The organism is Nonomuraea sp. C10 (assembly GCF_008017515.1).
Classification (GTDB): Bacteria; Actinomycetota; Actinomycetes; order Streptosporangiales; family Streptosporangiaceae; genus Nonomuraea; species Nonomuraea ferruginea.
On the sequence record NZ_VPFF01000001.1, the window covers coordinates 5203414 to 5222943 of the forward strand.

At 71.4% G+C, this 19530-nt stretch carries 18 protein-coding genes; 8 read left to right on the plus strand and 10 right to left on the minus strand.

The features are described 5' to 3' along the window. Window positions 1-74 precede the first annotated feature (74 nt). The 3 genes from FR742_RS23985 to FR742_RS23995 form a co-directional block, all read right to left on the minus strand. On the minus strand, window positions 75-1133 hold the full coding sequence (locus FR742_RS23985; protein WP_148033022.1) for an extracellular solute-binding protein: 1059 nt from the start codon (window positions 1131-1133) through the stop codon (window positions 75-77). A gap of 87 nt (window positions 1134-1220) precedes the next feature. Then, window positions 1221-2192 carry an L-2-amino-thiazoline-4-carboxylic acid hydrolase gene (locus FR742_RS23990; protein WP_148033023.1) on the minus strand — a complete coding sequence of 324 codons (972 nt, stop codon included), beginning with the start codon at window positions 2190-2192 and terminating at the stop codon, window positions 1221-1223. Window positions 2193-2441: 249 nt separating this feature from the next. After that, complete coding sequence (locus FR742_RS23995; protein WP_187281281.1) at window positions 2442-3959, minus strand: PucR family transcriptional regulator ligand-binding domain-containing protein; 1518 nt, start codon at window positions 3957-3959, stop codon at window positions 2442-2444. A 91-nt stretch (window positions 3960-4050) separates the two neighbouring features. Here FR742_RS23995 and FR742_RS24000 point away from each other — a divergent pair, with 91 nt between their 5' ends. Further along, the gene (locus FR742_RS24000; RefSeq protein WP_148033025.1) at window positions 4051-5676 is read left to right on the plus strand and encodes an amidohydrolase; all 1626 of its coding nucleotides are present in this window, start codon (window positions 4051-4053) and stop codon (window positions 5674-5676) included. A 44-nt stretch (window positions 5677-5720) separates the two neighbouring features. Then, complete coding sequence (locus FR742_RS24005; protein ID WP_148033026.1) at window positions 5721-6746, plus strand: RidA family protein; 1026 nt, start codon at window positions 5721-5723, stop codon at window positions 6744-6746. Between the two features lie 14 nt (window positions 6747-6760). On the opposite strand, the gene FR742_RS44690 is transcribed toward FR742_RS24005, so the two are convergent. After that, window positions 6761-7333 carry a helix-turn-helix domain-containing protein gene (locus tag FR742_RS44690; protein ID WP_187281282.1) on the minus strand — a complete coding sequence of 191 codons (573 nt, stop codon included), beginning with the start codon at window positions 7331-7333 and terminating at the stop codon, window positions 6761-6763. Between the two features lie 435 nt (window positions 7334-7768). On the opposite strand from FR742_RS44690, the gene FR742_RS24015 reads away from it, so the two are divergent. After that, on the plus strand, window positions 7769-8722 hold the full coding sequence (locus tag FR742_RS24015) for a TerC family protein (RefSeq protein ID WP_148033028.1): 954 nt from the start codon (window positions 7769-7771) through the stop codon (window positions 8720-8722). Between the two features lie 76 nt (window positions 8723-8798). Then, complete coding sequence (locus tag FR742_RS24020; protein ID WP_396989693.1) at window positions 8799-9173, plus strand: helix-turn-helix transcriptional regulator; 375 nt, start codon at window positions 8799-8801, stop codon at window positions 9171-9173. Window positions 9174-9228: 55 nt separating this feature from the next. Here the strand turns inward: FR742_RS24020 and FR742_RS24025 are convergent, their stop codons facing one another. The 3 genes from FR742_RS24025 to FR742_RS24035 all read right to left on the minus strand — a co-directional run bounded on the left by FR742_RS24025 (window position 9229) and on the right by FR742_RS24035 (window position 12190). After that, window positions 9229-9582 (minus strand): hypothetical protein, encoded by a 354-nt coding sequence (locus tag FR742_RS24025; protein WP_148033030.1) that lies wholly within the window; start codon window positions 9580-9582, stop codon window positions 9229-9231. A 194-nt stretch (window positions 9583-9776) separates the two neighbouring features. Beyond that, the gene (locus tag FR742_RS24030; protein ID WP_187281283.1) at window positions 9777-11096 is read right to left on the minus strand and encodes a DUF1254 domain-containing protein; all 1320 of its coding nucleotides are present in this window, start codon (window positions 11094-11096) and stop codon (window positions 9777-9779) included. Continuing rightward, complete coding sequence (locus tag FR742_RS24035; RefSeq protein ID WP_148033032.1) at window positions 11093-12190, minus strand: DUF1214 domain-containing protein; 1098 nt, start codon at window positions 12188-12190, stop codon at window positions 11093-11095. Before FR742_RS24035 ends, FR742_RS24030 begins: the two co-directional genes overlap by 4 nt. A 45-nt stretch (window positions 12191-12235) precedes the next feature. Here FR742_RS24035 and FR742_RS24040 point away from each other — a divergent pair, with 45 nt between their 5' ends. From FR742_RS24040 to FR742_RS24055, 4 genes are all read left to right on the plus strand, one after another. Further along, complete coding sequence (locus tag FR742_RS24040; protein ID WP_148033033.1) at window positions 12236-12889, plus strand: TetR/AcrR family transcriptional regulator; 654 nt, start codon at window positions 12236-12238, stop codon at window positions 12887-12889. Between the two features lie 156 nt (window positions 12890-13045). Further along, window positions 13046-13726, plus strand: coding sequence for a triacylglycerol lipase (locus FR742_RS24045; RefSeq protein ID WP_148033034.1), 681 nt, complete (start codon window positions 13046-13048; stop codon window positions 13724-13726). Window positions 13727-13740: 14 nt separating this feature from the next. Beyond that, window positions 13741-15123: an MFS transporter gene (locus FR742_RS24050; RefSeq protein ID WP_148033035.1), complete on the plus strand. Its 1383-nt coding sequence runs from the start codon at window positions 13741-13743 to the stop codon at window positions 15121-15123. A gap of 185 nt (window positions 15124-15308) precedes the next feature. Beyond that, window positions 15309-16904, plus strand: a complete 1596-nt coding sequence (locus FR742_RS24055) for an ATP-binding protein (RefSeq protein WP_222709037.1) — start codon at window positions 15309-15311, stop codon at window positions 16902-16904. A 57-nt stretch (window positions 16905-16961) separates the two neighbouring features. On the opposite strand, the gene FR742_RS24060 is transcribed toward FR742_RS24055, so the two are convergent. From FR742_RS24060 to FR742_RS24070, 3 genes are all read right to left on the minus strand, one after another. Beyond that, window positions 16962-17390, minus strand: a complete 429-nt coding sequence (locus FR742_RS24060) for a hypothetical protein (protein ID WP_148033036.1) — start codon at window positions 17388-17390, stop codon at window positions 16962-16964. A gap of 20 nt (window positions 17391-17410) precedes the next feature. After that, a complete protein-coding gene (locus FR742_RS24065; protein WP_148033037.1) occupies window positions 17411-18622 on the minus strand; it encodes an HNH endonuclease family protein in 1212 nt (403 codons plus the stop codon). A gap of 158 nt (window positions 18623-18780) precedes the next feature. Then, complete coding sequence (locus tag FR742_RS24070; protein WP_148033038.1) at window positions 18781-19518, minus strand: VOC family protein; 738 nt, start codon at window positions 19516-19518, stop codon at window positions 18781-18783. Between the last annotated feature and the right edge of the window lie 12 nt (window positions 19519-19530).

Here is a 19530-nt window from a genome sequence, read left to right on the forward strand (position 1 = left end):
TGGGATGGGCCGATGACGCGGGTGCCGCCTCCGGACGGCGCCCGCGTGCATCGAGGTGGTGGTGGACGCTCCGATCAGCCGGACGCCCACTTCGTCCAGTCGGCGCTCACCTTGTCGAAGTTGTCCGCCCACCACTGCTGGTCCATGTAGCGGCCCTGCTCACCCTGGCCGTTCTCGGTGGGGGAGAACTTCCGCGCGGTCTCGTCGAGCTCCGGCTTGGCGTCGGAGTTGACGACCCCGTAGGTGTACTTCTCGACGAACGCCTTCTGGCCGGCGGCCGACGTCATCTCGTTGATCAGGCTGACGCCCTGGTCGATGTTCTTCGAGCCCTTCACGATCGCGAGGGAGTCGACGAGCATCAGGTTGTCCTTCCACACCGGCTCGTACGTGGCGCCCGCGCGGACGGCGTCGAGCGCTCGGCCGCTCCAGGCGATCGACATCACGACCTCCTGGCTCTGCAACTGCTGCACCTGCTGCGCGCCGGTGTCGTAGAAGGCGATGTCGCCGCGGATCGCGTCGAGCTTCTTCATCGCCCTGGCCGTGTCGAGGGGGTACAGGCCGTCGAGGGCGACGCCGTCGGCGAGCAGCGCGGCTTCCAGCGCGCCGCCGGGAGCGTAGTTCCACACGCCGCGCTTGCCCGGATACTTCGCCGTGTCGAAGAAGTCCGCCCACGAGGTCGGCGGGTTGTCACCGAACTTCGCGGAGTCGTACACCAGGACGTAGGACAGGATGTCGAACGGGATGCCGCAGTCGGTGACCGCCTCGGCGGGCAGCTTGGACGTGTCGACCTTGTCCTTGATCTTCTCCAGCATGGTGCCGCACTGCGAGATCGCCCAGAAGGGCTCCAGCGTGATCACGTCCCACTGGGTGTTGCCGGAGTCCACCTGCGCCTTCAGCTTGGCGTAGTCCGTCGGACCGTCCGAGAGGGTGCGGACGCCGTTCTTCTCACCCCACGGCTTGACGATGAGGCTCTCCTGCGTCTCCTGGTAGCCACCGCCCCAGGACACGAAGGTGAGCTGCTTGTCGCCGCCACCTGCGCTTGAACCGTCTCCTCCGCCGCCGCACGCTGCCAGGAGCAGCGCCAGCACCGACGTGGCGGCTGCCACCGTGACGGGCCTTCTCGACCAACCCATGATTCTTCCTACTGTTCGTTTGGCGATGGAACGATCCAGGGGCGCGTGGTCACGCGTCCCTGGGACGTTGAGGGGTGGAACGCCCGCTCAGGCGGGGACGGGCCCCGGGATGGAGAAACGGAACTCGCAGGTCGCGTCACCGCGCGACATCAACTCGCCCCACTTCACCTCGATGTCCTCGCGGTAGGCCTTGAACTGGGAGACGTGGAACTCGTAGTCGTAGATCTCCCCGTACCGGAGGCCGTCGAGGTCGTGCCAGGGCTGGACGAACGGGCAGAAGGTGCAGTCCTGCGACCATTCGACGGGGGTCAGGGTGCCCTCGTCGCGGTACTGCCAGACGTCCTCGTTGCCGCCGGAGTCGTACAGCTCCATCATGTTCACCAGGTCGAGGGTGAGACCCTTGCTCAGGTGGTCCAGGCGCATGGCGGCGCCGCGCTCGGCGCCGAAGGCGCGGACGGCCTCGCGGAACATCAGGTCGCCGTCGGCGCCGAAGGCCTGCTCGGCCTCGCGGCCGAGGTACACGAGCAGCGCGCCGCGGTTCTCGGTGGTCGCCCTGAGCAGGGCCAGGCCCTCCTCGCCGGTCAGCGGGACGCCGGGGAGCGTCCCCTCACCCGAGGGCGGCGCCTGTCCCGCCTCCAGGACGAGCGAGTCGCCCTGCCATCCGGCCTCGACGTCGTCCGGCAGGTCGGCGGCGCGCATGAGGGCCGACACCAGCGCCCGGTAGTGGATCAGCGCGAACGCCGGCACCCCGGAGGCCCGGTAGTGCAGGAGCTCCGGCGTGCCGTGCAGCTCCAGCCGGAGCCCTGCCTCGCCGACGCGCAGCTCACCCCACTTCTCGGCGTTGACGGACAGCAGTTCGGCCGTCCCCCAGGCCCGCACGATGCCCGGCAGGCCGTCGCCGCCGCGGCCGGCGGCGGCCTCCGCGCGCCAGTCGTAGTAGCCGCGCAGGGCGCGCTCGACGGTGGCGAGACCGGCCTCCTGCCGCGCCCTGGTGTACGCGAGCCCGGCGTGCCGGATGATCCGTGCCTCGTGCGTCATGGTCGTGACCAGGGGCGTCATCAGGTCACTTGATTCATGGGACATTTCGTACCTCCTGTCGGACACTGCTCCGGCAGACGTCGACGATCGGCGGATGGGGGGCAGGGACCGCTCGGTGGCACTGGTTTGCCCTAGAGCGTGACTGCAAGAGGCTGCAGTGGTGCTGCAGAGTGGGTACAAACATAGGTAGCGATGTCGGAAAAGGTCAACCAAAACCTTGGCGAACGTCTGAGCCTTTTACCTGAGCGCAACAAAGCGCCCCTGACCCGCTCAGGCCGCGGGGTCCTCCGGCGACCGCCGAGATCTCAGGGCGAGATAGAAGTCGACCTTGTCCGCCATCCGGCGCAGGTCCCGCCCCGTGACCTGCTCGATCGTCACCAGGCGGTACCGCAACGTGTTGACGTGGATCCCGAGGGCCTCGGCGCTCGCCTGGTAGGCGCCGTTGCGGTCGAGGAACTCCCTGAGCGTCGCCACCAGCTGGGACCCGTGCCGGGAGTCGTACTCCACCAGCGGGCCCAGGACCAGGTCCTCGAACCCGCCGACGATCTCCTCGTCCAGCGCGAGCAGGACCTCGTGGGTGCCGAGGCGCTCGTACCTGGCGACCCGCTCGCGCCCGGCGCCGGTGGCGGCGAGCCGGGCGGCGCGCCGGGCCGCGGTCACGGCGCGCGGCAGGTCGGACTCCCCGTCGCGGGCCAGCGTCCAGCCGGCGTGGACCTCCCGGTCGAGCTGGCGTTCCACACATTTCAGCAGGCACGCCACGGTCTGGTCGCCGACCGCCGCGCCCGGCCGCAGGATCAGGACGCTTTCGCGTACGTCCGGGATGACCTCGACCTCGTCGGCCCCGCAGTCCCGCGCCGCCGGGGGCACGGCGTCGAGCAGGCTGTCCGCGACCGGTCCTGGGACGGCGGGGTAGGCGAGCACCGCCACGGCCGGAGCGGGCCCCGCCAGCGGCGGGCCTGCCGGGCGGCCGCTCTCGGCCAGGGCGAGCTGCTCGCGCCGGCGTGACGCGGCGTGGCCGCGCCGCTCCCGCACCCGGACCAGCTCGCCGCGCAGGTAGGGCAGCGCGTTGTCCAGCACGCGGCGCTCGGCCGCCGTCATGGCGGCGACGGGCCGCGCGTAGCCGAGGAAGCACCGGGCCGGCGCGACCTCGTCCACCCGCATGACGGTGACCGCCGTCGAGTCGGCGAGTACGGCCTGGACGGGGAAGGCGACGGCCTGGCTGCCTCGCTGGCAGGTCACCGCGGCGGCGCCGGGCGGCGCGGCCGGGCTCGCCCAGACCACCTCGGGGCCGTCCGCCACCCAGACGTCGCCCGCGAGCTGCGCCGCGAGGACGCGGACCAGCTCGGGCATGCCCCCGCCGGAGACCGCCGCGGCCAGCGCCTCGTGGTGCCGCACCAGCCGGCGCAGGTCGTGGCGCTCGGCGTTCGCGGCGGCGTGGAAAGCCCGCGCGACCTCGATGAACGGCACCTCGTGCGGCACCCGGACCAGCGGGAGGCCGATGGACCGGCACGCGTCCAGCACGTCGGCGGGGATGTCCGCGCCGGGGGCTTCGACGCCGTAGCCGAGGGCCGCGGCGCCCGAGCGGTGGAGCGCCTGGACGAAGCGCTCGGCGTCGCCCTCGGCCTGCCGCCACAGCCCGATCGTCAGGATCAGCTCGCCGCCGCCGAGGTAGCCGCTCGGGTCGGCCATGTCCGTGGAGTGCACCCAGCTCACGGGGACCGGCCGGCTGGGACGCAGCACGAACCGCAGGCCGAGGCCCTCCGTGGCCACGAGTTCGTGCAGGTACACGCCGGTACTGTAGCAATCTCCAGGTTCCTGCCCCGGCGTCCGGAGGATCCGACGATTGCCGACCTGCGCGCCGGTTCGGGAAGACTGCAGCATGGCCGTCAACGACATGCCGGTGCGGCTGCTGCGCTGCGAACGGATCCGCACCATGGCTCCGACCGGCGCTCCTCAGGTGGTGGACGCGCTCGCGGTCGCCGGTGACCGCGTCGTCGCCGCCGGGCCGCTGGCCGGGCTGCGCGAGCGGTTCCCCGAGGCGCCGGAGACCGATCTGGGCGGCGGCTGCGCGCTGCCGGGGTTCGTCGACGCGCACCTGCACCTGACGATGGCGGCGCGCGACTCCGTCGGCGCCGACGTCTCCGCGGACGTGACCCCGTCCGCGGATCGGCTGGCGGAGCGCCTGCGGGCCGCCGCCGCGACACTGCCGGCGGGTGCCTGGCTGCGAGCCGGCCGGTACGACCACGTACGGACCACCGGCGGGCGGGTCGTCGACCGGCACGACCTGGACCGTTGGGTGCCCGACCGGCCGGTCCTCGTCACCCATGTGGGCGCCCACTGGGGCGTGGTCAACTCCGCGGCGCTGGCCGCCGCCGGGCTCACCGACGATTCCCCCGATCCGCGCGGCGGCTCGCTCGGCCGGGACGGGGCCGGCCGGTTGACCGGGGTGCTGTACGAGCAGGCGCTGTTCGACCTGGCCTACCCGTCCCTTGCTCGCCGCCCGCCCGTGATCCCGCCGCCGGGCGAGGACGAGCTGCTCGCCGGGCTGGACACCGCTTCGGCCAGGTTCCTGTCGGCGGGGATCACCTCGATCGGGGACGCGATGGTCGGCCCGGACGAGCTGCGGCTGCTGCAGACCGCCCGGGCCCGCGACCGGCTCCGGCAGCGGGTCACCGCCCTGGTGACGTACCCGCACGCGGACCACCTGATCGCCGCCGGGATCCAGGACGGGTTCGGGGACGAGTGGCTGCGCCTGGGCGGCATCAAGGCGTTCGTCGACGGCGCGGTGGCCGGGCTCACCTGCTGGCTGTCGGAGCCGTTCCGCGGCACGGACGACCACGGCATGCCTGTCGTGAGCCCGGAGGAGCTGACGGACCTCGCGGTGCGCGTGCACTCCGCCGGGCTGCGCCTGGCCGTGCACGCCAACGGCGACCGCGCCATCGCGCTCCTGCTGGACGCGGTCGAGCACGCCCGCCGGCGGAGGCCGGACATCACGACCCGCCATCGCATCGAGCACTGCTCCGTCGTCGACGAGGCGATCGTGAAGCGGATCGCGGCGCTGGACCTGATCCCCGTCCCGTTCGCCGGCTACGTCACCTTCCACGGCGACGCGCTCGTGGACGCCTACGGCGAGGAACGTCTCGGGCGGATGTTCGCCCACCGCCGCATGCTGGACGCCGGCATCACCGTCGCCGGGTCGTCCGACTACCCGTGCGGGCCGTACGAGCCGCTGTTCGGCGTGAAGAGCTGCGTCACCCGGCGCACCCGCGCGGGCCGCGTGCTCGGCGCTCACCAGCGCATCAGCACGGGCGAGGCGCTCACCCTGTTCGGCACCGGCGCCGCGGCGGCGGCCGGAGAGGAGGGCCACAAGGGCCGGCTCGCCCCCGGCTACCTCGCCGACCTGGTCGTCCTGGCGGCGGACCCGTTCGAGGTCCCGCCCGACGAGCTGGACCAGATACCCGTCACGCAGACCTGGGTCGGAGGCGTCCCGGCGTGGACCTCCTGAACCTGCTGGAAACCCGTCCCACCTCACCGATGGCGAGTCCCGATATGCCTTCTCCCACTCCCGTCCTGCGCTTCCTCGACGCCGGTCCCGGCGGCACCGCCGCGGCGACCCTCGCCGAGCAGGGCGTCCGCCCTGAAGAACTGCTCGCCGTCGAGGTGTTCTACGACCACGCGCGGCTCAGCGCCGAGCAGGCACGGGAGTCGGTGCGGGAGCTGAACCCTGACGGCGCCCTCCCGGTGTCGGCGATCCCGGCCGCCGTCGGGGTGCTCGGCGAAGACCTGACCCGGGTGCAGGCCACCGCCCTACCCTCCGGCGTGGCCGCCGCCCGCGAGGCGGGCGGACGGTACGCGGCCGGCGGCCCGGCGGTCGCGACCCGGCTGATCACGGCGCCGGAGGCCGGGGACATCGTCGAGCAGTCCCACGCCATCCTGCGGACCATCCAGGACCTCCTCGCCGAGCAGGGCCTGGGCACCGACGACGTGGTGAAGTTCAACATCTTCTACCGGGGCGAGGGGACTCAGGAGGACTGGGCCGTCGCCGCGCGCGTCCGCGCCGGGTACTTCACCGAACCCGGGCCGGCGACGACGGGGATCCCGGTGCCCCGGTTCGACGAGCCCGGCGTGCTGATCGCCATGCAGGTGCTGGCGCTGCGGGGCGCCCGTCCGGCCCGCCGGCACTCCTGGCCGGAGGGTCACTGGGACTGGCCGTTCCATCTGCCGTACAAGCACGGGAACCGTTCGGGCGGCCTGGCCTTCGTCGGCGGGCAGGTGCCCCTCGACGAGCGGGCCCGCTCACTGGACGTCGGCGACTTCCCCGCGCAGGTGCGCCGGTCGCTCGACTACATCGCGCGGGTGCTGGACGAACTCGACGTGCCCCGGTCCGCGGTCCGGCGGCTCACCGCCTTCGTGGCCGCCGACGCCGGCAGCGGGCCGGGCAAGCTGGCCGCTCTCCAGGCCGAGGTCGGCGCGTTCTTCGGCGACTCCTCCCCCGCTCTCGTGCCGGTGCCCCTCCCGGTGCTCGCCTACCCCGGCATGGACGTCGAGATCGAGGTGCAGGCCCTGGTCGGCTGAGACGGCGGCGCCGCTCAGAACGCCGGAGGGGTCATGGAGATGATCAGCCGCGTGTCGTCCTCCAGCCCCCGGAACTGGTGGGGCAGGCGGGCGACGTAGGAGAGCGAGTCTCCCTCGCTCAGCGTCAGCTCCTCGGCGCCGACCTTGATGACGGCCGACCCGCGCCTGACGATCAGGCATTCCTCGCCCGCGTGGGACAGGGCGTGGTTGAACCTGCCCGTCTCCGCGCTCAGGTGCATCTCGATCATCTGCAGGTTGCGCAGCTGCCCTGACGAGAGCAGCTCGTAGGACACCCCGCCGCTGTCGGGCGGGCGGATGACGTTGCGGGAGCCCTCCCGGATCAGGGCCGGCCGGTCGGCCGGGGAACCGAACAGGTCGAACATCGCGATGTTGAGCACCTGGGTGATGCTGTGCAGCGTGGCCAGCGACGGGGTCACCTTCCCCCGCTCGACCTGGCTGAGCAGGCTCGGGCTGATCCCGCACTCCGCGGACACCACGTCCAGGGACAGGTTCCTGGACGCTCTGGCCTCGCGCAGGCGCCGGCCTATCTCCGCGACGTCCAGTGGCTCCGCAATCTCGTTTGACATCCGTATCTCCTCCAGACGGGCCGTCGGCGAAGGGGGCGGCCCGAGCGCGACAACCGCAAGGATACCGGTCCTTACAGTAGGACTGCAGGGTCTGCAGTACATCGGTCCTTCGCACCTGCCCGGGAAGAGCGGCCCGGCAGCGCGCGACCCGTGATCACGAGAAGAGGATATTCGGCGGAAGGCTCGCCCGCGGTCATCTCGGCGCCCGCCCGCCACCGGAGTACGGACTCCGCGAGGCGGGCTTGACACACGTCTTTTGTGTCGTGAATACTTGTTCCCGAATCGAGGGGGAGTACCCGACGATCGACGCATCGCCGTCAGGACGGACCCGGTGGATCCGGGGCCCGGTGGTGCGGTCGCCCGCCGAGGCGACCTGGGGAGACCGTCGACCAGCCGACGCCGCCCGCGCGGGCGGCCGGGTCGAGGGGGTCCGTTGTGTCTGTCGCCTGGTGGGCGTGGGTCGCGGTGATGCTGGTGGTCGCGGCGATGCTGGCCGTCGATCTGTTCCTGCACCGCGACAACCACGTCATCGGCTTTCGCGAGGCTGCCGTCTGGTCCGGCGTCTGGATCGCCGCCGGCGTGCTGTTCGGGGCGATCCTGTGGTGGTGGCAGGGCGGGGAGGTGGCGGGCACCTACTTCGCCGGCTACCTGATCGAGAAGGCGCTGTCGATCGACAACGTGTTCGTCTTCGCGCTGATCTTCACCGCCTTCGCGGTTCCCGCCACGCTCCAGCACAAGGTGCTGTTCTGGGGGGTCATCGGAGCGCTGGTCTTCCGGCTCGCGTTCATCTTCGTCGGCGTGGAACTACTGGAGACGTTCTTCTGGACCGCGTACGTGTTCGGCGCGTTCCTCGTCTACACCGGTTACAAGATGGCCTTCCGGCACGGCGAGCAGACCCCGCCCGACCGCAACCCGGTGGTGCGCCTGGTGCGCCGGGTGATCCCCACCGACCCCCGCTACCACGGCGGCCGCTTCTTCGTCCGCACCGGTGGCCGGCGGGTGGCCACGCTGCTGCTCGTGGTGCTCATCGCCGTCGAGGCGACCGACCTGGTCTTCGCGATCGACTCCGTCGCCGCGATCCTGGCGATCACCACCAGCGCCTTCATCGTCTGGACCGCCAACGCGTTCGCGATTCTCGGGCTGCGCAGCCTGTACTTCTGCCTGGCCGGGCTGCTCCGCCGGTTCGTCCACCTGCACTACGGCCTGGCCGTGCTGCTGGCCTTCGCCGGCGTCAAGCTGATCCTCTCGGAGACCCCGGTCGGCAAACTGCCGATCCCGCTGACGCTGGGCGTCATCGTCGTCGCCATCGCCGTCTCGATCGTCTGGAGCTTGATCGCCACCCGTGCCTCCGGCGCCGCCACCGACGGCCGGATGGCACGGGAGGGGTGACCCGCTCTCCCCGCCTGACTCGCGATTCGTCACTTTCGATTCATGACAACGAAATCGTGCTCGTAAAATGGTGGACGTGCCGGACTGGACCTTCCTGACCAACCACGCCCACGTGCTGTTGTGCATCGCCCGCGACCCCGGCGTGCGCATCCGCGATGTGGCCGCCCGCGTCCAGATCACCGAGCGCGCCGCGCAACGCATCCTGGCCGACCTCACCGCCGCGGGATACCTCACCGCCAGCCGGGAAGGCCGCCGCAACCGCTACCGGCTCAACCCCACCCTGCCGCTGCGGCACCCTCTCGAACAGGACCATCAGATCGGCGAGATCCTCGCGGTGTTCCAACCTGCTCTCCCTTACACCGCACCCTCCAGAAGCGAGGCGCCGCCGGCCGGCGCCGGCCAAGACAGCGTGACAGCAGCCGTTCCGGAAGAGCTCGCCCGAGGCGGCTGACCAGGTCGGCCAGGATGGCGACGCGGGGTTCCGCCCGCGGGGAGCAGCGGGAGGATCAGACGGCCCGCCACCCCGTGCACTGGTTGTTCGTCCCCGAAGGCCGCCAGCAGAACCTGACGTCGGTGGGGTTGGACCTCAGGGTGTGGAGGTAACACACGCCGCTGTAAATGGGCGCGTCATATCGGATGAGGGTGCCGCCGCTGTACCGCACCGTGCCCCAGACGTCCGAATCGGGCCAGCTTCCGAGAACCCGGCAGACGTTCAGCCTCGTGTGGTTGGAGTTGATCTCCGCGAAGCCCCAGTCGTTTCCCACGCGGAACGAGTGGGCTTGCGCGGGGGCGGTCATGGCCAGGGCCGTCGCGGCCGCGGCGATGGCTACTTGCCCGACCCGCAGGATCTTCGTACGCATGGTTGTCCCCTTCTTTCGACTGCGTGGCTTCTGGTGGCCCGAGAACGGGCTCACTGAAGCCTCGCCTCCAGGAAGGGACAGGACGAGGGCAGCGACAGGACATTCGCTGGACATGTGGTCGTTCCGGTTCCGGCTTCCTGACGCCTGGCCTCGCCACCGGAGGCGCGGGCGTCCCGCTCCCGCCGGGATCAGCGTCACGTACCGGGCGGGAGCACGGTCACGGGCGGGTACGCGTACGCGCCGTCGAGGACCGGCCGGCGGGGCAGGTAGAGACGCAGGATCAGGTTGAACCGACCGGCCGGGACCGGCAGCCAGTTGCTCTCGGAGCCCGCCGGCGGTTCGTGGCACAGGTGCAGGTCGAGCGAGCCGTCCGCGCCGGTGACGAGGCCCGGGTCGTCGCCGCTGATGGAGTAGCGGCCGGACTCGTTGGGGACGAGGAACATGTCCGGGCCGTACGCGGTCAGGGACCAGAAGGCGTCGACCGGGGGCAGGCCGCCCCCGGGGAAGCGGATGCGGTAGCGCTTGGAGCCGTCCAGGGGCAGGCCGTCCGCGCTGGTCGAGGTCCGCGGGTAGATCGCCTCCTCCGCCGGGACGGGGCCCCAGAAGTATCTGGCGACCGTCGCCCGTTCGCGGAGCCCGCCGCGGGTGTCCTGCGTGCCGAGGCCGAGGTTGGTGGTCCAGCCGTTGACGGTGCGGGGGGCGATGGCGGGTGGCTCCAGCTCGCGCATGCCCGCCGCGACGGCCGCGGCGAGGACCGCTCTGCCGGACTCGTCCAGTTCGGCGCCGGGGCGCCGGCCGGCGGCGACGCCGAGGGCCGCCACGGCGTCGAGCGCCCGGCGCTGCTCGGCGGTGACGGGCGGGTTGGCAGGCAGCGCGGCGCAGAGCTCGTCGAAGAAGCCGATGCCGTCGCGTCCGGTGTCGTGCGCGCGGCCGGCGGGGGGCGGCAGGGTCGTGCCTCCGGCGGTTCCGGCGAGGGCGCGCAGCTCGATCCGGGCGGCGAGGGCGCCGGCCTCGGCGGCGTCGGCGGCGTCGAGGGCGCGGATCCGGCAGAGGAGGAAGGCGTGACCGGTGGGGCACGGTATCGGTTCGAGGCCGTCGGGGATCGGGCCGGAGTGGCCGGGGGGAAGGATGGCCCAGGAGCCGCCCCGGCCGCCGGTGGTCCGCGTCCCGAGCAGCCCGAAGCCGCCCATCCAGGCGTCGAGGAGCTGCACGCTGTGGTAGCGGTCGCGAATGTCGGGGAGGGTCAGCGTCAGAGGGCCCGCCCGCAGGTCCAGGACGGCGAGCGCGTAGACGGTGTCCAGGTTCGGCGCGACGATGGCCCGGCTGCCGGGGCCCGACAGCCGCCGTGAGGCCCACATGGTGTTGACGCCCAGCCGCTGCGCCATGCCCTGCATGATGCGCGCGGTGGCCACCAGGGGGAAGCCGGCGAGGAAGGCGTTCTTGGCCGCCGTGACGCGGGGATCCGCGGCCTCGGGGACCGGTGCCGCGTCGTCGTGCCAGACGGGTGAGCTCATGTCGGTCCTCCGGGGCCGGTGCGTCGTGCGGGGTGCGGGACCACCCGTGCTTCGGGGATCACCACGTCGTCGGTGAGCAGCCATCGGAACAGCACCCAGCCGCGCGGGTGACCGGCGGTGTCGAGCCAGTTGGGCTCGCCCGGGTCGGCGTGGGCGACGACGACGCGCAGGGTCCCGTCGGGCGCGAGCGTGGCGCTGCGGGCGTTGAGCGCGGTGGAGCGGCTGCGATGGTCGAGCGACTGGCCCCACCGGTTGGCGAGATGGACGCCCCAGTAGCGGCATCGCGGCGGCCGGGCCTCGACGACCAGGGCCTGGTCCGGTTCGAGGGAGTACCAGCAGATGACATAGCCGGCGTCGGGTGTCCCGTACAGGCCGTGGCCCCGGTGTTCGGCGAACCGGTTGGGCGTGGCCTCGGCCTGCTCGGCGCGCTGCCGTGCCACGCGCGTCGCGGCCGTGACGAACGCGGCGGCGGACCGGGTGGAGGCGACGAAGCGGGCGTCGTCGAACACCGGATCCGGCCCCGGATCGTCGAGCGCCTCGATCGTGAACCGCGCGGGCCTGTCGCGGGCGCGGTCGAGGAAGTACTGGCGGGCGATGACCGTGTGCGCTCCCGGCGCGAGCGGGATCCAGGTGCCCGGCCGCGCCTCCGGGGAGAGCGTGATCTCGAACGAGCCGTCGGGGCCGAAGGCGATCCGCTCGTCGTTGAGGTTGGTCACGCGGGTCGGGCGGCCGTCGCCGGTGTTCGCGCCGTAGACGCAGAAGGCGAGGTACGGCACGGTGCCGCGGTCTCCTCGGATGCGGTACGAGCGCCGGCTGGAGATGAGCGCGATGTCGTACTCGGTGTCGGGGTTGTCGAAGAACAGCTTGCGCACCGGAGTGACGCCCGGCAGGAACAGCGGGCGGCCGGAGTCGCGGGTGCCGGCCCGGTCGACCTGGTCGGCCAGGACGTGGAGCACATAGCGGAAGCCTTCCGCGACGTCGACGCCCGCGTCCGGCCCGGCCAGGCCGGCCACGGTCTCCCCCGCCTCGTCCAGCGCGCGCACGAACCGCCTCCAGGCCTCCAGGGCGTCCGCCATGCGTTCGATCTCCTCCATGAGTAATGGATCTCATTAATATCTGTCGGACGATAGTATGGCGAAGTGTCCAGATCAAGTACCCGTGACGCCCTGCTCCGGCAGGGCGCGCTGCTGTTCGCCCGGCACGGGGTCGCCGACGTGACCACCCGTCAGCTGCACGAGGCCATCGGGGCGCGTAACGAGTCGGCGCTGCATTACCACTTCGGCGGCAAGGACGGCCTGGTGGAGGCCATCCTGCGCGGGCATCTGGAGGCCGTCGAGGCGCGCCGCGCGCCGCTGGTCGCCGCCGTCGCCGCCGACGACCTGACCGCGGACCCGCGGGCCCTGGTCCACGCGCTCGCCGCCCCCATGGACGAGGACCTCGGCACCGAGCTGGGCCGGGCCCACCTGCGCATCGTGGCCAGGCTGAGCTATCCCTCGCTCGCCTACCGGCGGCCGTTCCGGATCGTGGACGCGCCGGCGGGGCTCGCGGTCGTGCGATGGCTGCACGCGACGCTCGAACCGCTCCCCCGCCCTCTCCGGCTGGAGCGGCTCGCCATGCTGCGGTCCCAGCTCATCAGCCTGTTCGGCCTGCGCGCCCAGCTCCTCGACGAGTCGGCTCCCGGCGAGCCGCCGGTGACGGGGGAGCTGTTCTTCGGCAATCTGCTCGACATGCTCGTCGCCGGACTGACCGCCCCGGCCTCGACGGAGACGCTCGCGGCGATCCCCGCGGAATAGTTAAGGGTCACCATTAGACGGCCGGAGCATAGAGGGCAGACGGCGACCTGGTCAAGCATTCGGCGTCCGCCGGAGAAAGCAATTTAATTGTTGCCATTAACTTTCCTGTCGCGCACAATCAGGTGGCATTCGTCGGACTCCCCGAGGAGGTCGCCCATGAACGCCGTAGCTCGCGCCGGGACCGCCCTGACAGCAGCGCTGCTGACGTGTCTGGCCGTGCTGATCCCCGGCACCCCGCCCGCGCGGGCGGACACCGGGCCGATCCTGTTCGTGCACGGCTACGGCGGCGACGGCAGCCGCTGGAGCACGATGATCGACCGCTTCGAGGCGGACGGGTGGCCCGCCGACCGCCTGTTCACCGTCGACTACGACAGCACCAAGTCCAACGTCGACATCGCCGCCGACATCCGGGCCAGGGTCGACGCCATCCGATCTTCCACGGGCGCGGCGAAGGTGACGATCGTCGCGATGTCGATGGGCTCGCTGAACAGCCGCCACTACCTCAAGTTCCTCGGCGGCACGGCGGCCGTCAGGACCTGGGTCTCCCTGGCGGGCCCCAACCACGGCACGACCGCGACCCGCCTCTGCTCGGAGGAGCGGCTCACCTGCCAGGAGATGCGGATCGGCTCGCCGTTCCTGACCGAGCTCAACAGCGGTGACGAGACCCCGGGCGACGTCGCGTACGGCACGTTCTGGTCCGACTGCGACACGGTGGTCAACCCCGACTCGAGCGTGTCCCTCGCCGGGGCCGTCAACACGTACGCCGGATGCCTGTCGCACGCCGCGTTCCTGACCGACGCCTCCGTCTACGCGAAGGTGCGCGACTTTGTGTCCTGACCGGCCGGTGTGTCATGCGTGACGACGTCCGCCCCGTGCCGCGGCGCCGCTGGGGGGCGCCTCCTCCCGGCGGCATCCGCGCCGGTGACCCGGCCCCCTACGGCTGGGCGCCGCTCGTCATCCTGTTCCTGGTCGGCCTGGTGGACCGGGTCGAGGCCGGCCTGCTCAGCGGCCTCCTCCCGCTGATCCAGGCCGAGTGGGGCATCGGCGACACCGTCGCCGGAGCGATCCCGACCGGCTCGGCGATCGCGGCGGCGGCGGTCGCCATCCCCGCCGGATACCTCGCCGACCGTTTCAGCCGGACCCGCGTCATCACCGTCATGGTCTTCCTCTGGGCCGTATCCACCACGGGCAGCGGCCTCGCCCCGGGATTCGCCGTCTTCTTCCTTACCCGCATGGCCCTGGCCGCGGCCGAGCACGTCGACAACCCGGCGACCGGCAGCCTGCTGGCCGACTACTACCCGCCGATCAGCCGGGCCAGGGCGTTCGGCTGGACGCGGATGTCGGCGCACCTGGGCGGGATCGGCACGGTGCTGGGCGCGGTGCTGGGGCAGGCGTTCGGCTGGCGGGCGGCGTTCCTGCTGATGGCGATCCCCGGCCTGCTGACCGCCCTGATCTGCCTGCGGCTCCGCGAGCCGGCCCGCGGCCTCCTCGACCAGGTCACCGCCGGGGCCGCCGCCGGCGGTGCCGTCGCGGACGGCGCCGGGTCGCGCCGGGCGACGCCGCCGCGGCTCGGGCGGCAGGTGCGGGACGTGCTCGCCGTACGCACGCTGGTCATCGTCACCGTCGGCCTGGCCACGCTGGGCATGGGCGTCGCCGGGCTCTTCTACTGGATGCCCACGCTGATCGGCCGCACCTTCGCCCTGTCCCCCGGGCAGGCCGGAGCGCTGGGCGGCCTGGTCACCGTCTTCGGAGTGGTCACCGGCACCCTCGTCGGGGCGTGGCTGGGCCGCCGCGCGCACGTCACCCGCAAGGGCGGCCGGCTGCTCGTCGGCGGCTGCGGCGTCGTCGCCGGCGCGGTCGTCATGGCCGTCGCGCTGCTCGCCGCCCCCCGCGCCTTGATGCCGTTCGCCCTGCTGACGGCCGCCGCGGTCATCCTGATGTCGATGGCCACCCCCAACCTGACCGCGTCACTCGCCGACGTGATCGGAGCCTCCTCCCGAGGCATCGCCTTCGCCCTCGCCCAGCTCGTCGCCGGGGGCGCCATCGCCGTCGGACCGCTGATCGTGGGCATCCTCTCCGACCGGACCGGCTCCCTCACCAGCGCCCTGCTCGTCATGACCCTGCCCGTACTGGCCGGAGGGCTGCTCACCGTGACGGCGCGCGGCCCGTACGAACGCGACGCCGCCCGCGTCCTGGACTCCGCCCACGACACGCCACCGACCAGCGGGGCCTGACGAGGAGCACGGACGCGGGCCGGCTGCCGTCGCGGCCTGCTCCGAACGATGGGGTGTCGATCCGGCGCCGGACGGCAAGATCGTCTGGTTCGTTTGCCAGGGGCGGCAGGCCCCATGAACGAGTCATCGGCGTCAGAGAGGGCTTGTCCCCGGTGCGACACCCAAGAAGGTGGCAGGCTGTGACCATGCGAACGCGCGGAGCGAAATACTTCAACACCACCGGCCCCTGCGACCCGCGGCTCCACTACATGCTGCCCCCCATACCCCGGCTTCCCGAAGCGCGGACGCTCATCGAGATGGACCGCTACTTCGTCCTGCACGCCCCCCGGCAGACCGGGAAAACCACCGTCCTGGACGCTCTGGCCTCCGGCCTGACCGCCGAAGGCGGCACCGCCGCCCTCATGTTCTCCTGCGAACGCGCCAAGGCGGCGGGCGACGACTACGGCGCCGCCGAGTCGCTTCTGCTGGATTCCCTCCGCGAGTCCGCCGAGTTGTCGGGCTGGCCGAAGAAGCTGCTACCGCCACCTTCCCGGCCGCGGGTCACGCCCGGTAGCCGGTTCGGTGCGGCGCTGCGGGAGTGGTGCCGACGCTGCCCGCGCCGGGTCGTGCTGTTCCTCGACGAGATCGACGCCTTGCAGGGCAACAGCCTGGTCAGCGTCCTCGGCCAGCTCCGCGACGGGCACAACAAGCGATCGAAGGGCTATCCGTTCCCCGCGTCGGTGGTGCTGTGCGGGTTGCGCGACCTGCGTGACTACAAGGTAGCCTCCGGCGGCGCCCCTGAGCGGTTCAATGCGGCCAGCCCGTTCAACATCCTCGCCGACTCACTGCGCCTGGGCGACTTCACCGCCGACGACATCGCCGAACTGTACGACCAACACACCCAGGCGACCGGCCAGGGGTTCACCAAGGACGCGGTGGACCGCGCCTTCGAGCTCACCCAGGGACAACCCTGGCTGGTCAACGCCCTCGCCTACGAGATCACCTTCCAGATGAGAGTGACCGGCACCATCACCTGCGAGCGAATCGAGGAGGCCAAGGAACGGCTCATCCGCAAGCGCGCCACCCACCTGGACTCCCTGGCGGCTCGGCTGTACGAGCCCCGGGTCAAGCGGGTGATGGAGCCGATCGTGGCCGGCGGCCCCTACACCGACCGCGGCAACTCCGAGGACCTGTCCTACGCCCGCGATCTGGGCCTGATCACCCAGCAACCTCCGCCCCAGGTGGCCAACCCGATCTACCGGGAGGTCATCCTGCGCGTGCTGGGCGACCTCACGGAGCAGAACGTCCACGCCGATCCGCACAGCTTCGTGCTCCCCGACGGCCGGTTCGACCTGCCGCGCCTGCTGGAGGAGTTCGTCGTGTTCTGGCGCGAGCACGGCGAAGTCCTCATCCAGCAGGAGGGCTACCACGAGGCGGCGTGCCAGATCATCCTCATGGCCTTCCTGCACCGCCTCGTCAACGGCGGCGGCCACCTCGACCGCGAATACGCCGCAGGCCGCAAACGCATGGACGTCTACATCCGCTGGCCGTACACCAGCCCCGACGGCGAACGGCTGACGCAGCGCGAGGCCATGGAACTGAAGGTGTGGCGACCCGGCGCGGACGACCCAGAGCCTGCGGGCCTGGCCCAGCTCGACCGCTACCTCGACCGCCTGACCCTCACCACCGGCGTCCTGGTCATCTTCGACCGCCGCCCCCAAGCCCCGCCCTGGAAGGAGCGCGGCAGCTTCGACCTGGCGACCACACCGTCCGGCCGCCAGGTCACTCTCCTGCGGGTGTGAGGGTGTCCCGGGGCGGTGAACGTCCTGTCATGCAGCCCCGACGGCGGCCGGGGAGGACTACGGCGAGTCCCAGGCACGCTCGTCCGACGCGGTCACCACGGCCATGAACCAGTCGAGCGCCGCGACGACCACGTCGGACACGGCGACGTTCGCCAACTGGGTGTTCTTGATGGGGGGATACAACTCCAGCTTGGCGACGGGTATGTCCACGCCGGGTGCGTCGTTGAGCCGCTGCCGGAGTTCCTCACGCAGCGCGGGGTCGTCGAACGGCTTGCGCTTGCGCAGCAGCCCGAAGGGGATCTCGGCGCTCTTGGCATAGAAGCGGATGGCGTACAGGCTCTGTCCGCCGACCTTGATGATCGGCGCACAGGAGGCACTCGCGGAAGTGCCGTACTGGAGTTCGCCACCTCGTGAGCGCCAGTGCTCCAGCAGCCGCTGTACCGCGCCGGCCGCCTGCGGGCCGCTCGCCTCGTTGAGCTGACGCAAGAAGCGCTGTTCCAGGGATGTCAGCGTTTCTGGCGACAAGGACCCATCGTCCGCGGCCTCGGATTCGGCGAGATCCGCGGCGATGGGCAGACCCAGGAGTTCTGCCCGGACCTGCTGAGGACCCGGTGCGCGTTGAGCACGGGGACGCTTGCCAGATGGACGCCGACAGGCACCGGATGCGAGCCGATCAGCTCGGCGAGATCTGAGTAAGAGGTCCAGGTGGCAGCCGGCAGGACTGCCAGGGCGCTGTGCAGCAGTGTCCAGTCGCGGGAGGCCGCGCTCCCGCGGCCGGACTCCTCCGGGCCTGGCCATATGGCGATCGCACGGTCCACGAGCCGGTCGGCGCGGGCCAGGATCTCCGCCTTGCCCCAGCGCTCACAGGCGGCGATCTCCTGGTTCATGACCAGGCCGCTCTGCCCCAGCTGCTTGCGCTTGGCGGCGAAGGAGTTGTTGCTCAGCTCCGAGTTGTAGCCGCTGAGCGTGAGATTGCCCAGGGTGTGCACGAGCTGCCGGTGCAGGAGGTCGGCGTCGTCTCCCTCGTGGGAGAGCTCGCCCAGCCAGTCGGTGGTCATGGACTGCGGCAGGACGTGCTCGATGGTGATGCGCTTGTCGGCCAGGTCCACCCGCTCCTTGCTGCCCAGCGACTCCTCGATACGCCGCAGAATCAGCTTCTGCTGAACCGTACGCCCTTGCCAGTAGAAGGCGCGGCTGCGAATCTCCTCCCGCAGCTGCTCATCCGAAGGCCAGTACAGCCTGGCCGGTGACAGCGCGACACGCACCGCGTGCGGCACTTCCTCCTCGGCGCCCAGTTGCACGGCGAGCCGTTGGAAGATGCGGTTGAGGTTGCCCGTGGCGACCCCGGCGATCAGGCGGCGCACGAGGAAGCTCTCGACGTAGGCCAGCGCCTCGCCCACCTCCTCATCGCCGATGTGGTCGTCCTCCCGCAACTCGAGCAGGCGCATCACCAGCGGGTAGGCCGTGGACGCCTGCCATTCCTTGAGGAAGCGCAGCCGCCCCGCGAACGGGAAATCCTCCGGGGGGAAGAGGATCTGTTTGAGATGCCGCGCGCGACGGTGCAGATCCCGGACGTACGACTCGATTCGCCTCTCATCCCCGGACAGTGCCAGAAGCAACTGCTGATGCCCCCGGTAGACGGCGTTGTATTGGGCTTCGCCACCCTCCCGCAGGACCAGCACCAGGTACATCAATTGTTCCATGGCCTTGGCGTCCACCTGGTCCTGGATCGGCTTCCAGTATTCGTCGTAGACATGCCGGCCGCGGGTGGGTCGTCGAACTCCTTCACCATGCTGCGGAAGAACTGGTAGGAACTGAGCGTTGTCGAAGAGCCGACTCACAATCCGTGGGCCCCGCTTCCAGCAGCCTTCCCGCGTCAGCCCCGGCCGAGGACGCAGAACTCGTTGCCCTCCGGGTCGGCCAGGACCTTCCACGGGGCGTCGCCCTGGCCGACGTCGGCGGCGGTGGCGCCCAGAGTTTTGAGCCGGGCCACCTCCGCCTCCTGGTCTTCGACGGGGTGTGGCAGCAGGTCGAGGTGGATGCGGTTACGCCCGGTCTTCGCACCGGGCGTACGGAGGAACTCCAGGTACGGGCCGACGCCCTTGGCGGAGCGGAGCCGCGCGTGGTCGTCGGTCACCTCGTGCAGGGTCCAGTCCAGCGCCTCGTCCCAGAAGCGGGCCATGGCGCGCGGATCCTCGCAGTCGACCACCACCGCGGCGATCGGCCCGGTGTCCCGGTAGATCTCCCGGGGCTCCAGCACGCAGAACACGTTGCCCTCCGGGTCGGCCAGGACTGTCCACGGGACGTCGCCCTGACCCACGTCGGCGGGCGTCGCGCCGAGCTCCTGCAGGCGCGCGACCAGCTCGGCCTGGTGGGCGGCGGAGGTGGTGGCGAGGTCGAGGTGTACGCGGTACTTCACCGTCTCGGGGTCCGGGACGGTGACGAGGTCGACGTAGAAGGCGTCGGGGTCCGGCCAGGCGAAGCCCTCGGGTTCGAGGTTGGTCACGCCGGGCGCCTCGCTGGAGACGTTCCAGCCGAGCGCCTCTGCCCAGAACCGGCCGAGCGCCGAGTCGTCCCGGGCCTTGAAGTTCACCTGGATGAGTCGCAGCGCCATGCCGCCGATCAT